This window comes from Corynebacterium efficiens YS-314 (genome assembly GCF_000011305.1).
GTDB classification, from domain to species: domain Bacteria; phylum Actinomycetota; class Actinomycetes; order Mycobacteriales; family Mycobacteriaceae; genus Corynebacterium; species Corynebacterium efficiens.
Window position 1 is genome coordinate 2,616,167 of the sequence record NC_004369.1, and the last position, 14,995, is coordinate 2,631,161.

9 protein-coding genes and 1 tRNA gene are annotated in these 14,995 nt (G+C 60.8%); 2 read left to right on the plus strand and 8 right to left on the minus strand.

The features are described from left to right. Positions 1 to 44 precede the first annotated feature (44 nt). From CE_RS12180 to CE_RS12195, 4 genes are all read right to left on the minus strand, one after another. The gene (locus tag CE_RS12180; protein ID WP_006769187.1) at positions 45 to 4,748 is read right to left on the minus strand and encodes a prealbumin-like fold domain-containing protein; all 4,704 of its coding nucleotides are present in this window, start codon (positions 4,746 to 4,748) and stop codon (positions 45 to 47) included. A 769-nt stretch (positions 4,749 to 5,517) separates the two neighbouring features. Continuing rightward, positions 5,518 to 5,593: transfer RNA gene (locus CE_RS12185), tRNA-Lys, on the minus strand. 65 nt (positions 5,594 to 5,658) lie between these two features. Next, positions 5,659 to 6,948 carry a cytochrome P450 gene (locus tag CE_RS12190; RefSeq protein WP_006769186.1) on the minus strand — a complete coding sequence of 430 codons (1,290 nt, stop codon included), beginning with the start codon at positions 6,946 to 6,948 and terminating at the stop codon, positions 5,659 to 5,661. Between the two features lie 169 nt (positions 6,949 to 7,117). Beyond that, a complete protein-coding gene (locus tag CE_RS12195) occupies positions 7,118 to 8,641 on the minus strand; it encodes an acetyl-CoA hydrolase/transferase family protein (RefSeq protein WP_006769184.1) in 1,524 nt (507 codons plus the stop codon). Positions 8,642 to 8,994: 353 nt separating this feature from the next. On the opposite strand from CE_RS12195, the gene dusB reads away from it, so the two are divergent. After that, positions 8,995 to 10,140 carry a tRNA dihydrouridine synthase DusB gene (gene dusB / locus CE_RS12200; RefSeq protein WP_006769182.1) on the plus strand — a complete coding sequence of 382 codons (1,146 nt, stop codon included), beginning with the start codon at positions 8,995 to 8,997 and terminating at the stop codon, positions 10,138 to 10,140. A 69-nt stretch (positions 10,141 to 10,209) separates the two neighbouring features. Beyond that, a complete protein-coding gene (locus tag CE_RS12205) occupies positions 10,210 to 10,956 on the plus strand; it encodes a phosphate signaling complex PhoU family protein (protein WP_006769181.1) in 747 nt (248 codons plus the stop codon). Here CE_RS12205 and CE_RS12210 read toward each other — a convergent pair. From CE_RS12210 to pstC, 4 genes are all read right to left on the minus strand, one after another. Further along, positions 10,953 to 12,056 carry a cytochrome P450 gene (locus CE_RS12210; RefSeq protein WP_006769180.1) on the minus strand — a complete coding sequence of 368 codons (1,104 nt, stop codon included), beginning with the start codon at positions 12,054 to 12,056 and terminating at the stop codon, positions 10,953 to 10,955. The genes CE_RS12205 and CE_RS12210 overlap by 4 nt on opposite strands. An 88-nt stretch (positions 12,057 to 12,144) precedes the next feature. Further along, positions 12,145 to 12,918 (minus strand): phosphate ABC transporter ATP-binding protein PstB, encoded by a 774-nt coding sequence (gene pstB, locus CE_RS12215; protein WP_006769179.1) that lies wholly within the window; start codon positions 12,916 to 12,918, stop codon positions 12,145 to 12,147. A 44-nt stretch (positions 12,919 to 12,962) separates the two neighbouring features. Continuing rightward, positions 12,963 to 13,895, minus strand: coding sequence for a phosphate ABC transporter permease PstA (pstA, locus tag CE_RS12220; RefSeq protein ID WP_011075941.1), 933 nt, complete (start codon positions 13,893 to 13,895; stop codon positions 12,963 to 12,965). Positions 13,896 to 13,911: 16 nt separating this feature from the next. Further along, entirely contained in the window at positions 13,912 to 14,979 is a 1,068-nt protein-coding gene (pstC, locus tag CE_RS12225) for a phosphate ABC transporter permease subunit PstC (RefSeq protein ID WP_006769177.1), read from the minus strand. Positions 14,980 to 14,995 lie beyond the last annotated feature (16 nt).

The following is a 14,995-nucleotide window of genomic DNA, read 5'->3' on the forward strand; positions in this document are numbered from 1 at the left end:
CAAGTTTGGGGATTTTCTGGGTTGTGTCTTAGAAGCACAGTCAACTACTCACGGCGCCTCCACCAGAAGATTCCGAGGCCGGCTAGTGCCATCAGCATGGCTCCTACTGCCGTGAAAGACGTCAACAGCTGACCACCGGAGAACGGCAGGGTGATCGTGGTGACATCCTTCACCAGCAACAGGTATCCCGTTGGGTTGACACAGGCAGTCGGGCGTTGGCCCGCGTCTGCCCCGGGCTGGCAGCGGCCCTGCCAATCCGAGTTGGAAAAGGTTCCGGTACGGCTGACATCGAGCTGTCCGAGGCCATAGTTGGACGGGGGAGTTCCGGCGACGTCGCCGGCCGCATCCTGCCAGACCCGGAATGGGATCGGCTCGGGCAGAAGCTGGATCCCCGGAACGGGACGCTTCTTCCTACCGTCTTCACTGATCTGATGGGTGGGGGCCTTGGTCTCCACGAGCCAGTAATCACCGGCCGGTAGATTCTCGGAACGCCAGCGGCCTGTCTGGCCACCGGGATTCGACGGATCGCGGAGGTCATCGATGTTGCCCTGCTCGTAGAGCAGACCACACAGCGGCAACTCCTGCTCCGGGTTCTGGTTGTTCCACTCCACGATCGCAGCCAGGGTTGCTGAGTCCTCACCGATGTCGAACACGGCATCGGGACCGGGCACGGTGAATTCGCCCATCCAACCAATGGACGGGTTGTACTCCGTGCGGCACAACTTGGACGACTGGTAGTCGCTCGGGGAGCCATCGACGTTATCGCGGATCTCGAACTCATGACCGATCATGTTCCACATGCCTGTCTTGTCAGCACCGTAGGCTGCGTCATTGACCATGGCAGGGTCCGAATCCGGGACGAGGTTCACCTGGTCAACACCGGGCCCCATGGCATCCTTGCGGATGGTGAAGTAGTTGTCCTGCAACTGGTGGGTGACCTGGCATGACATTGGGAGCTCGGAAGGAGCCGTGCCCGCCTGACAGGTGGTTGGCTGAATGGATGCCGATGCAGTCACATAATTGGTGAACTTGTCGCCCATCTTCGGGGTCATGGTGATACCGGAAGCGTTCGTGGGCCATGACCCGGGAAGAGTCATCGGTTCGCCTGCGCGGACAGCGAACCACAGTTCGGCTCGGACAGCGTTCCTGGGTACGGCAACCGGCAAGGTCTCCAGAATCCACTTATCGCCAGTTTTTTCCGGTACACCGACCTGCTCGGCAGTGACCGCGGGGAGAGTGGTACTGCCGTCGCCAAGAATGTCAGCAACGACCGTGCCGTTTTCCACCAGCTCTAGTGAATGGCCGAACTCATCGAAGAAGTAGATGCCACGAGGCAGTGCGCCTCCAGGGACCACAGCCTCCGGGTCGAAACCAGCTGTCCTGAAGACATTGGTGAGGTCGTCGGTGAAGACAAGATCATTGATCACCGTGCCGGGGGTTTCCTTCTGGGCTACCACGCGGTAGTGGGCGTTGCCTCCCTTGTGGAGCCGCGCACCACTCGCCGGCCGGGAATCCTTGAACACAGACCAGGCGCTGATCGGGTGCTCGGTGCACACCATCGAGGAGTCCCCACCGGGTACACACTGTTCTGGCAGCTCTGTGGCACCTGCGATTGTCAGGTAATTACGAAGGAGGTATCCGTTCGTAGAGGTCAGGTCGTCGCTACGCGTCGCCGCGTCTTCCTCGTTGGGTTTCGTCTGAAGGGTGTAGGACACCCTGGCAGTGGCGCGCGGAGCTACGCTTCCGCTGATCGAGATCTGCTTGTCGGTCGCGTTCCAGGTGACCTCCAGCCCACCCTCGACCGTGAAAGCGGGCTTGTCGACGATCTCCCCTGCCGCATTCACGAAGTCCGCGTCATCGAGGGCGTCGCTGAGATGGTCCACGTGGTCGACCGCAGCCCCACTGGTACCCGTCGAGTTGTCGAAGTCCAGCGTGTAGCTAACCCGTGCACCGGGATTCAACTGGGTACGCGACGGAGGATCGGCGATCTTTCCGACCTGCAACCTGTCCCGGAGGGTCACGTTGGTGAACCTGCAGAGAATATCCGCGCCGGGTTTGATCTCGGCGTACGCCCCGGTCAACCCCAGACTCAGGCTCGTGCCCTCGCCGGAAGCGAACGCGACACCGAGATTCCCCGAACCATCCAGGGCATAACACTTCCACGACGTCTGGTAGTGGGAAGAATCGGCATTGACGAAGGATTCGGTTGCAGTGAAGGTGCCGGCGAGGGAGGCCGCGAAAGGACCGATCTGTTCACGCTGAATGCCGCTCTGATTGCCACTGGTGGTGGCACTGGAGAACTCCTGCGCAGCAGCTGCACCTTCCTTACTGCTGGCCGTTAATGTGAATTGATCATCAGCATCATATCGGTCACCGACGAGTTCTTTCTGAACGGTGATGGTCGCGGGTGTAGCACAGCTGGCGAGATCCACCGCGCTTCCAGTCATGGAGACAGGCCTGCTCGTTCTGGAGTTCAGGCTCGGCATCTCCACGATTCGGTGTTCTGATCCGATCTGGATAATGCCGCGACCGCTTGCCGTGTAAGCTACGCCGTTGATGGAACCGTAGTTCAATCTGGTGGCGTTTGAGTTTCCTGTGATCGTGGGGACTTCAGGCAGGGTGTGTGCACTCGGCATCGCCTGAAAATCCTTGACCTGCACCGAACCAGACGCCTGAACTCCCGACTGAGAGACGATGAACTGGATGTTGTTCTGGGCGTCGAAGGCGAAGTCACCGTTGAACTGGGTCAGATTTGACGGGCGCGGCACGTCGACATGGGTGACCTCACCGGTGCGTTCTCCGTTGCCGTGCGAATAGCGGTAGAGGTGGAAACGAACTCCCTCCCCCTGGAGGGGTGAGTTAGCGGGCTTATCAGACAGGTAGGCGAAATAGAACTCTTCACGCCCCTGATAGATGGTCGCATCGCCACCCACAACTGTGCCCGTGGTGGGTGAAAGAAGATCCATGTTGAACACAGGGTACGGATGCCCCGATGAGGGATCGTAACGGTAGATCGACGTATTTCTCGCCTTTGCGATATCCGCATCACTGGTGGGGATCGTACGAAGCTGACCTGTGAAGTAGAAGATACCTGTAGGGGTGACACCAAGAGCATTGGACGCTTGTTGGCCGAGCATAGTGTAGGTCGAGCTCACATTTGTGGCCGAAGCGTTCAGAGCCCTCTCATCTTCAGAGTAGGAATTCTGCAGGATCCGAGTCTGAGTATCCAACGGGCGTGCCAGGGAAAAGTATGTGTTTGATGACTCGCATACGCCCGACCTGGTTATCCGGGTGTCCACCTTCAGGTTCGGGCCCGGCTGGTTCTGTCGGATACTCTGGGTCGTCGATGTCCTCCAGGAATATCCCGAAATGGAGCCCACCGGCAGCAAGGAATAGGTGGCGGTGGTGGTGACCTCCTGCGTTGTCTGGATCAAGCCTTCCGAGTCGAGACCCCGCAGGGTGTCCACCTGGAAGGAGCCCGGTGCAGGGTCCTGATCCATGGATTCCGGATGGCAGGGGGCGACCGTGCAGTCCGTCACAAAATACTGAGTGTTGTGACCGTTTACGCGGACGGTTGCTCCGCCGACCGGCGCATTTGCCGCATCAGAGACCGTCCAGGAAAGCACATTCGCCTGCTTGAGAGTGAAAGCACCGAAGTCATAAACTTCCTGGGATGTCCACGAGCCTGGAATCTCCAGCGTGGAATTGGGAGCCTCCCATGCGTACCCGACCGGTGAGTCAGACGGCTTGATGCGGTACCTCTCGGACGAGGACACAGGTTGCGTTTTAAAACCGTCAACGCTGCCCCACCTCATGGTGGACACCTTGAATGCACCCGGAGCAGGATCCTGATCCATTGATGTTGGGGCGCAGGGCGCTGCGACGCAGTCCTGAACCTGCACTGAATTAGCGGCGACGTTCTGCCTGTTGAGGGGTCCTTCCAGAGTTACGACTGCCCCACCGGTCTGAACTCCTCCGTGTGTCACCCGCCAGGTTACGCTGGGCAGATCGCGAACGGCGAGGTCGGGAAACTGGTAGCCAGGGGCGTTTTGGGGCCAGGTGCTATTCGATACGGAGTTTCCATTTGCTGGTATCTGCGTCCAGGTAATCGGGCTCGCCCAATCCTTGCCCGCCGGCAAGCCGGTGGGGTTCGGCTGGATGGCGTACACACTGCCGCGGTTAACAGCAGAGTTGGAACTGGTAGAGAGATGAGTGATGGCGAAGTAACCGGGGCGGGGGTCCTTATCGAGGGTGTCCTCACATCCGTTGCTGTCGGACACACAGTCCTTCACCGAAGTGGTGAACTCCCAGTACACAAATATGAGAAATGAAGACCGAGGACCACGCACATCAACAGTGGCGCCTCCGACGTGGACGCCGTTCTGCTTTACCTCCCATTTCAGGTGCGGCTCGGTGAAGGTGGGTTCAGACAGGATCCCCATGCCGGCATCAAGCGTCGTCATCAGGGAATTCATGCCAGGCATCTCGAGTCCAGCGTCGACTTCCGGAGATCCGATCATATGATCGGCAAGCTCCCCGGCATCGTTTTCATCCATGGGCATTTCCTCAACCGGGACCACCCCCTCCTCATCCAGGGGAGAATTGTCCAGGTTTAGAGCCGTGCCAGAATCAGCGGGAAGATCCTGGAGGTTGTCGACCGTAGCAACAGCAGCCTGATCGGATACCACCGATGGGACTGCACCTGTCGCGAAGGCGGTCATAATAAGCATGAGCATGGCAGAAACCATGACGGAGAATGCTCTAATGAGCCTTCTCAATCCAGGTGATTGCCGTGTCATTCCTAGTTCCTCCGAATTATCAAAATTGCTTAACCCTTCTATTTCGGAACGATAACACTTCAAATTTGGGTAAAACAAACAGAAACTAAATACGAACTTCTTATATAAATTTCAGAAAATCTGCCCTTTTCCGATTTTTCTCAGGTTTCACTCCATGTGGTAGGGCCACATTTGGTATTACGACATAAAAATGGTCTAGCTGGTAATTTGGCAAACTATTCAAAATTTATTAATGGATTATGCATAAGCGACAAAGCTATTTCACCGCCTAAATAGACAGGAAAATCCTATGTTTCGATGTCGCGATACATTAGTAGATTCTTATTGGACTGATTGGCACTGATTATCCGCTGCTGCCCGGGATTTCCGGCCAGATCCCCCCGTTGCACATGAGGGAAAACCTAAAACGTTATATGCAACAGCATGAAAGGTTATAACCTCTCAACTCCGGCAAATTCGCCCTTTTTCGGAGCATGACCAATTGTTTTCACGCCCATCCTGCATCCATCAATACTGAGAAGGTCAGCAAAACAAAACAGTGGCCTAACGCAATACGGCCAAATTTATGTGGAGAGAATCACACCTGACTCCTCTCCTGGCCCGCGGAAGAATTACCCCCGATCTGACCGTTTTTCACCCCCGCGACCATCCTGCCCCTAGTGCCAGAACAGACAGAAACACAGATAACCCCCATCCACTGATGTGGATGGGGGTTAATTGGTGGGCCCTCCGGGGCTCGAACCCGGGACCTGCGGATTAAAAGTCCGTAGCTCTACCAACTGAGCTAAAGGCCCAACTCTGCACATATTAGTTCATGAGTTTTACAGATGGAAAATGACCCCCCGAAAATCCCACCACATCAGCGTTCCACGCGCACCCGCATGCCGGTTTCGGAGCGGGTGAGCATCTGTGTCCAGGGGAAACGGGTATCAGCCGGATCCGTGGAGAGCACCACACCGGGCCGGCATAAAGCCTCCACCATGGCTGTGAGCGCGGCCATGGCGATCTTCTCGCCCGGGCAGCGGTGACCGGTGTACACCCCGGCTCCGCCCTGGGGCACGAAGCTGGTGAGCCTCTCATAGTCCTCCTGGGTGCCCAGGTCCTCCCGGGACAGGAAACGCTCCGGTTGAAACGCACTCGGGTTCTCCCACTCATTGGGGTCGGTGTTGGTGCCGTAGATGTCGATGATCACGCGTTCACCCTCATGCACGGGGCAGCCCTGGATTTCGGTGTCGGTGGTGGCGATGGCCGGCAGCATGGGCACAAACGGATAGACGCGGCGGACCTCCTGGGCGAAGGCGAAGGCCACGGGCTGTCCTCCCTCGCGGATCTTCTCCACCCACTCGGGGTGCTCGACCAGGGCGCTGCCGGCGAAGGAGGCGAACAGTGATACTGCCACGGTGGGACGGGTGAGGTTCTGTAATTCGATGCCGGCGATGGAGGCGTCGACAAGCTCCCCGTCCGGACCGACCAACCGGGACATGGCCTCCAGGGCGCTACCCGGCGCCACGTGCCGCTCCCCGGCGCGCGCCTGCCTGATGAGCTTCAAGGCCCACCTGTTCAACCGCGCCCGGTTGATCCAGCCCAGGGCGTGCCCTTTGAGGGGATGGCCGAACTGATAGACCAGCTCGGCCATCTGATGGGCGCGCCGGCTGGCTTCCTTCTGGCTAAGCTCAATGCCCGCCCAACGGTAGGCCGCACGCCCGAAGGCCAGCGCCGCACCGTCATAGACCGTCCCGGGTTCGCGGGCCCAGTCCTGCACCACACGGTCCACCTCACGGCGGACGAGTGCATCGAACTCGGCGACCTTGTCATCGTCATAGGCGACATCGGCGAGCTGACGTTTGCGCAGACGGTGCTCCTCGCCGTCCAGCGAATGCACCGCACCCTCACCGAACAGGGGGATGCGGATCACCGCGGGCATGGCTCCGTCACGTTTCATCCGGTCATTGTCATAGAACAGCTCCACTCCGGCTGAACCGCGCACGATGGTGACGGGTTTGAACAGCATGCGCGACCGCAGCGGGGTGTTGGCATCGGGTGAGATACCGGCCTTGCGGCGCAGACGGGAGAGAAAAAGGTAGCCGTGGCGCAGCAGGTTGGGGGCCTGTTCGCCGGGGGCAAAGGGGCAGGAGGATGTCTGAGTCATCGGTGGGACCTCTTCCAAAGGTGGTGTGGTCAGTTGGTTCCTTCTGCCAGCCCATCATCCCGAAAAATCCCAATCCCCGTCGGCTCCCCACCCATGACCACCTATTCCCGGAGCCGGGAGGAATGAAAAAAGCCGCCCCGAGGGGCGGCTTCATCCAACAGTTGAGGAACTAGACCATCTGGTCCTGGTTCTTCATGGAACCGTTCTTGGCCAGGTTGCGGTGGAAGTCGAACGCGGTGGCCAGGTCATGCGGGGTCTGCATGAACTTGTTGTCGCCGGAGGTGGCGCGGGCGTAGTACTCCTCCAGCAGCGGACGGTAATCCGGGTGAGCCAGGGCGATCATCTTCTCCACACGCTGGCGTGGTGCCAGGCCGCGCAGGTCGGCATAACCGTACTCGGAGATGACAACCATGACGTCATGCTCGGTGTGGTCGATGTGGGAGGCGAATGGAACGATCGCGGAAATCGCACCACCCTTGGCCTCGGACGGGGTGATGAAGGAGGAGATGTAGGCGTTGCGGGTGAAGTCACCGGAACCACCGATGCCGTTCATCACGCGGGAGCCGGAGACGTTGGTGGAGTTGACGTTGCCGTAGATGTCAGCCTCGATCAGACCGTTGGTGGCGATCAGCCCGACACGGCGGATGACCTCCGGGTGGTTGGAGATCTGCTGCGGGCGCAGGATGATGGACTCGCGGTAACGCTTGGCCTCGTTGTTCATCTTCTCCGCGTACTCAGGGGACAGGGAGAAGGAGGTGGCGGAGGCAACGGTCATCTTGCCGGCGTCGATGAGGTCGACCATGCCGTCCTGGATGACCTCGGTGTAGGCCTGGATGTTCTCGAACTTGGAATCCAGCAGGCCAGCCATCACGGCGTTGGGGACGTTGCCCACACCGGACTGCATGACATAACCGTCGTAGGACAGACGGCCTGCGCGGACCTCACCCTCGAGGAAGTCGAGGAAGTTGCCGGCGATCTTCTGGGAGACCTCGTCGACGGGCTTGAACGGTGCGTTGCGGTCCGGGGTGTTGGTCTCCACCACGGCGACGACCTTGTCGGTGTCGATCTCGATGTAGGGGGCACCGATGCGGTCGCCGGCCTTGTTGATCGGGATGGCGATGCGGTTCGGCAGCTTCGGCATGGACCAGATGTCGTGCATGCCCTCAAGATCGGCGGACTGCCAGGAGTTGACCTCGATGATGATCTTCTCGGCTGCGTTGAGGTACTCAACGTTGTTGCCGACGGAGGAGGACGGGATGATGTGGCCCTCCTCGGTGATGCGGGTGGCCTCGACGATGGCGACGTTCAGCTTGCCGAAGAAGCCGTTCTCCACGTACTGGCCGGAGTGGGAGAGGTGGATGTCCGAGTAGAACATCTTGCCCTCGTTGATCTTGTTACGCATGATCGGGTCGGATGCGTAGGGCATGCGGAAGTTGACGGCGTCGGCCTCGGCCAGGACACCATCGCAGTCGGGGGCGGTGGATGCGCCGGTGAACAGATCAATCGCGTACTCGGAGCCTGCTGCGTGTGCTTCCTTCGCACGGTTGGCGATGGCGGTGGGCAGGGCCTTGGGGTAGCCCGCACCGGTGAAGCCGGACATACCGACCTTGTCACCGGCGTTGACGAACTGGGCTGCCTCATCGGCAGACATGACCTTGGAACGCAGCTTCTCCGAAGCAATGCGATCTGACATTGGTTACCTCCTCAGGTAGCCGGGGACACCGGCGGACAATCGTATGCGGCACATATGAAACCCTCCGCTTAGCAAAAGGAAGCTGAACCTGCTGCCAAATCACTACCGCGGAGGTTTTATGACGTACCCCACTTTATGATGTTGTGCCCCTAAGGATAAACCATCACATCATCAAATGTCCGAATTTGGGGTGTGATCTGCGCGGATCGGGACGAATTCACACCCCCTCCTTGACATGGGCCCCACCCTGACGATCCCCGCGCAGGAGGGGGACCACCTGAAATTAATGCTGTGCTCACCCGATCCGCTGCCGATATTTTGCCCCCACCGGGTGAGATAGGACAATAGAGGGTGTGACTCTGAAGATCGGACCCTTTGACCTCGCCTCCCCTGTAATCCTGGCACCCATGGCCGGGGTCACCAACGTGGCATTCCGCACCCTGTGCCGTGAGCAGGAGATGCAGCGCACCGGGACGATCTCCGGGTTGTATGTCTGCGAGATGGTCACGGCGCGTGCCCTGGTGGAGCGAAATGAGAAGACCCTCCACATGACCACCTTCGCCCCGGATGAGAATCCACGCAGCCTGCAGCTGTACACGGTGGACCCGCAGTACACCTATGAGGCCGCGAAGATGATCGTGGACGAGAATCTGGCCGATCACATCGACATGAACTTCGGCTGCCCGGTGCCCAAGGTGACCCGCCGTGGTGGCGGTTCGGCGATCCCCTACAAGCGTCGCCTGTTCGAGAACATCGTCTCCGCGGCTGTGCGTGCCACCGAGGGCACCGACATCCCCGTCACCGTGAAGTTCCGCGTGGGCATTGACGACGAACACCACACCCACCTCGACGCCGGCCGCATCGCGGTGGATGCCGGCGCGAAGTCCGTGGCGCTGCATGCCCGCACCGCGGCGCAGCGGTACTCCGGCCAGGCAGACTGGAATGAGATCGCCCGCCTCAAGGAACACCTGGCCGACACCGGGGTACCGGTGCTGGGCAACGGGGATATCTTCGCAGCCGAGGATGCCACCCGGATGATGGAGCAGACCGGGTGCGACGGCGTCGTGGTTGGCCGCGGCTGCCTCGGCCGCCCGTGGCTGTTTGCCGAACTGTCCGCCGCCGTGCGCGGGGAGCCCATCCCCGAGGAACCCACCCTCGGTGAGGTGACCCGGATCATCCTGCGCCACGCCGAACTGCTCATGCAGCACGACGGTGAGCTCAAGGGCATCCGTGATCTGCGCAAACATATGGGTTGGTACCTCCGGGGCTTCCCCGTCGGGGGCGAGTTCCGCGCCAACCTGGCCCGGGTGTCCACCTATGCCGAGCTGGGGGAGCTCCTGGCACCGTGGGGCACGTCCACCGCGCGGGCCGAGGATGCCGACGGTGCCCGGGGACGCAAGGGGTCCTCGGCCAAGGTGGCGCTTCCCGACGGTTGGCTCGACGACCCGGAGGACGACACCGTTCCGGTCGGCGCGGAGATGGAGAACTCCGGCGGCTAACAGTTCCGGACTAGACCTTTTTATCGGGGAGTCCTGCGGTTTCGGCCCCAAAAGCCTATAGTTGTGCCCATGCGTATGGCATACCGGCAGCAACTCGACCAGTTCGCACACGATCTCATCATCCTGTGCGATCTCACCAAGGACACCATGACCAAGGCCACGGACGCCCTGGTCAATACCTCCCTGGCCTCGGCTGAGGCAGCCCTGTCCAATGCCGAGCAGCTGGAGGAGGTCCGCCTGCGCTGTGAGGTGCAGGCCGTGGAACTCCTCGCCCTGGAAACCCCGGTCGCCCGCGACCTTCGACAGGTGGTCTCCTCCATCTATATCGTGGAGGACTTCAGCCGCATGGGTGCACTGGGCATGCACGTGGCAAGCGCAGCCCGCCGCCGCCACCCGGATCCGGTGGTCCCCGAGGACCTGCAAGGTTTCGTGAGAGAACTCGGCCGCCTGGTCACCAACATGTCCGACAAGATCCGCGAGGTCCTCATCACACCGGATGCGGACATCGCCCTGGCACTGTCTTCGGATGATGATGCCGTGGATGATCTCCACCACCACATCATGGGCCTGCTCACCATCCGGGAGTGGCCCTACTCCACCCGCGAGGCGGTGGACATGGCCCTGCTGTCGCGCTTTTATGAGCGCTACGCCGACCACACCGTCAACGTGGCAGCCCGCGTGGTGTACCTCTCCAGTGGTCTGCAGCCGGAGGAATACATCCGCAAACGCAAGCAGGAGGAGATCGAGGCCGACGTAGAGCGCCGCTGGGTTGAGCTGGAGAAACAGTTCCGCAGTGGGAAGAACCCCCTGGACTAACGCGGTGTCAGCCTCACCGGCACGGAAATGTAGCCACCCAGCGGGTAGGTGGCACGCTCCGGCTCACCGTCGGGGGTGACCAGGTGGGCGTCGACAAGCGCACGGACAAAACTCCGCAGCTCCGCCATGGACAGGTCCCGGCCCGGGCATTCGTGGGTCCCGGTTCCCCACACGAGGTTCGCCGCGAGATTGTGCGGATTGAAGGCATCGGGGTCGCCGAAGACGCGCTCATCGCGGTTGGCGGAGGTCCAGTTGATGTTGACCTGCTCCCCTGCCCCGATCTGCTGGCCGCCGAGTGTCACCGGGCAGGTGGTGATGCGGCGGTTGGTGACGAAGGGGCTGTCGATGCGTAGGAATTCATCGATGATCGCCTCCAGCTCCCGGTCTGATGCGCCACTGCGGATACGGTCCTGGATGGCCCGGTTGTGCGCGAGCGCCTGCACCACCACCCCGATGCACAACGCCATGGAACTTAGGTCCCCGCCGGTCCAGTTGCGCAGGATGGACACGATCTCCTCGAATTCGAGTGCGCGACCCAGTGATTCATCACGCACCAGGCTGGCGGTGACATCCGTGATGGAGGCATCGCTCAGACGTGGTTCCACCACCTCGCGGATGATGGTGTCGAAATCAGCGGCGACCGCCGCCAGCCGGGCATCATCCCCGGAACGGGAGGCCTTGGCGTTGCTGCGCACCCACTCCACGAGCCGGGGTTCGAGTTCCCGAGGCCAACCCAGCCAGGCGGTCATCGCCCGCACGGCGAAGGTGATGCCGAGCTCCACCGCGTCCTGCTTGTCGACGCCTTCTGTCTCCGCCACCACCTCGTGGGCGATGATCCGGAACGTCGGCTCCAGCTCTGCCACCACAGCCCGGGTGAGGTAGCGGTCGATCAGGGTGCGGAACTCCCAGTGCTCCGCGCCGTCGAGTCCGTTGGGCAGTTGGAGGAATCGGGAGACCGCGGAGGAGAACACGTGTGGATTACTGGCCACCGCACGGGCTTCAGAATGCCCCAGGACCGTCCAAGTGCCGTCGATGCGTTGCACAGCCCCCTGGGGACGCTTCTGGTCGGTTACAACCCGTGGATCTGAGCCCTGCAGCATGTACGTTCCTCCCTTGATGTACCCGCAGTTTACCGGCCCCAATGAAAAACCGCCGTGCAATAGTGCACGGCGGTTTTGTGGTTCTGGATTATCCGAAGCGACCGGAGATGTAGTCCTCGGTTTCCTTGTTGTCAGGATTCTCGAAGATCTTCTTGGTTGGTCCGAGCTCTACGAGGCGCCCCGGCTTGCCGGTGGCCTCCAGGGAGTAGAAGGCGGTCTGATCGGACACACGTGCAGCCTGCTGCATGTTGTGGGTCACGATCACGATGGTGAATTCCTCCTTCAGCTCGTGGATGAGGTCCTCCACGGCCAGGGTGGAAATCGGGTCGAGGGCGGAGCAGGGCTCATCCATGAGGAGCACCTCCGGCTTGACCGCGATGGCACGGGCAATGCACAGACGCTGCTGCTGACCACCGGAGAGGCCACCGCCCGGCTTGTCCAGACGGTCCTTGACCTCCTCCCACAGGTTGGCACCACGCAGGGACTGCTCAGCAACCTCCTTGAGCTTCTTCTTGTTCTTCTCACCGGAGAGCCGCAGGCCCGCGACCACATTGTCCTCGATGGACATGGTCGGGAAGGGGTTGGCCTTCTGGAAGACCATGCCGATGGTGTTGCGCACGGCTACCGGATCGATCTTCGGGCCGTAGATGTTCTCGCCGTCGAGCAGGATCTCACCTTCGACGTAGGCACCTGGGATGACCTCATGCATCCGGTTGATGGAACGCAGCACGGTGGACTTGCCACAACCGGATGGGCCGATGAAGGCGGTGACCGAACGTGCGGGAACCTCGAGGTTCACGTTCTGGACGGCGTGGAAATCGCCGTAGTAGATGTTGACATCATTGAGCTTGAGCTTCGACATCGCTGGGTTTCTCCTGAAGGGGGTGTTGCGTGAAAAGTGTGGGGTTACTGCTTGACCGAGAACTTGGCCGAGATCAGTCGGGCGCCGATGTTGAGGGCGAGAATGATCAGGACCAGGGTGAGGGCTGCGCCCCACAGCTTGTCCAGGGTGGCCGGCGCGGTACCGGCTTTGTACATGTCCAGCATCATCAGTGGAAGCGAGGACTGCGGGCCGGTGGTGGGGTCCCAGTTGGTGGCCTGCGTGGAACCGACGAGCACCAGAACCGGGGCGGATTCACCCATGATGCGGGCGATGGCCAGCATGACACCGGTGACGATGCCGGACAGTGCGGTCGGCAGCACGATCTTGGCGATGGTCTTCCACTTCGGCACGCCCAGTGCATAGGATGCCTCGCGCAGGTCGTGGGGAACGACGCGCAGCATCTCCTCGGTGTTTCGGATGATCACCGGCACCATGAGGATGACCAGGGACAGTGACACGGCGAGACCAGAACGGTCGAAACCGAAGAGCACGATCCACATGGAGTAGATGAACAGCGCGGCGACGATGGAGGGCACACCGGTGAGGATGTCCACCATGAAGGTGGTGATGCGGCCGAGGCGGTTGCCGTTGGCGTACTCAACCAGGTAGATCGCGGTGAAGATACCGATCGGGATGGACACGACCGAGGTGATCACGGCCTGAACCATGGTGCCGATGATGGCGTGTGCCGCACCGCCACCGGGCAGCTGGAGCAGGATGCCCTGCTGGGAGGTGGTCCACCAGTCGACGGTGAGGATCGGGCCCAGGCCACGGGAGATCACGGTCCAGAGGACCCAGACCAGGGGGATGGCCGCGATGAACATGGCCCCGTAGATCAGGACGGCTGCGAAACCGTCGACAGCCTTGCGTCGACCGGAGATGTCCGTGAAGGCGGAGCTGTTCTTCAGCTGCTCATCCATGCGCGGGGTGCTGATTGCGGAAACGTTGTTAGTCATAATGTGTGAAAACCCTCTACTTTCCGCTGTTCACGATGCCACGTGCGGCGGCGTTGACGATGAAGGTCAGGAGGAACAGGACCAGACCAGCGGCGATGTAGGCGCCAGCGCGGGTGTCGTCGTTGAATTCCGCTGCGGCGTTGGCGATGGCGGTGGCGAAGGTGGTGCCACCGTCGAAGAGTGAGAAACGGAAGGCCGAGGAGGGGGAGACAACCATGTACAGCGCCATGGTCTCACCGAGTGCACGGCCGAGGCCCAGCATGGCTCCGGAGACATAACCCGACAGTCCGAATGGCAGCACGGTCATGCGCACGACCTCCCAGCGGGTGGCACCGAGGGCGAGTGCCGCCTCAACATGCCCCTTGGGGGTCTGGACGAACACCTCCCGGGCGGTCGCGGCGATGATCGGCAGGATCATGACGGCGAGGACGATACCACCGGTGAGCATGTTGCGGCCGGTGGCGAAGGCCGGGGAGTTGGAGTAGGTGGTGAACAGGAAGAATCCGCCGGCCCAGCTCTCCAGCCAGATGTAGAAGTTGCTCAGGGCGGGGCCGAGCACCTGCCAGCCCCAGAGTCCGTAGACGATGGAGGGGACAGCTGCGAGCATGTCCACCGTGTAGCCCAATGGCTTGACCAGACGCTTGGGTGCGTAGTTGGAGAGGAAGATGGCGATACCGAGAGCGATCGGCATGGCGATCAGGAGGGCAATCACCGAGATGAGCATGGTGGCTGCCAGAAGATTCGGGATACCGAACTCCATTGCCTGGGTATCTGCGGTGTCCCAAGCGCCGGTGTAGGTGAAGAAGCCGATGAGCCCACCAACGTTGTTGTTGAGGGCTGGGATGGCGCGCCAGATGAGGAACGCACCGATGGCCGCGATAATGACCGTGATGATCGCCGCAGAGGCGGTGGACAGAAACTCGAAGATACGGTCTCCGGGGCGTTTCACATTCCCGGATTCCTGCGCCGCAATGGGCTTGGGATTCTCAGGCTGTGCAGTGTTGCCGATGGTTGCTACCGGGTGGGTCTGAGCCTGGATCGGATCCAGCTCATTCGCCTCGGTGGCTGACTCATTTCGGGCCATGATGGGTGTAATTCCT

Coding starts and splice junctions, on each gene's coding strand:
- CE_RS12180 (WP_006769187.1), bottom strand. CDS start 4,748: ATGGTTTCTGCCATGCTCATGCTTATTATGACCGCCTTCGCGACAGGT.
- CE_RS12190 (WP_006769186.1), bottom strand. CDS start 6,948: ATGACTCAGACATCCTCCTGCCCCTTTGCCCCCGGCGAACAGGCCCCC.
- CE_RS12195 (WP_006769184.1), bottom strand. CDS start 8,641: ATGTCAGATCGCATTGCTTCGGAGAAGCTGCGTTCCAAGGTCATGTCT.
- CE_RS12205 (WP_006769181.1), top strand. CDS start 10,210: ATGCGTATGGCATACCGGCAGCAACTCGACCAGTTCGCACACGATCTC.
- CE_RS12210 (WP_006769180.1), bottom strand. CDS start 12,056: ATGCTGCAGGGCTCAGATCCACGGGTTGTAACCGACCAGAAGCGTCCC.
- pstB (WP_006769179.1), bottom strand. CDS start 12,918: ATGTCGAAGCTCAAGCTCAATGATGTCAACATCTACTACGGCGATTTC.
- pstA (WP_011075941.1), bottom strand. CDS start 13,895: ATGACTAACAACGTTTCCGCAATCAGCACCCCGCGCATGGATGAGCAG.
- pstC (WP_006769177.1), bottom strand. CDS start 14,979: ATGGCCCGAAATGAGTCAGCCACCGAGGCGAATGAGCTGGATCCGATC.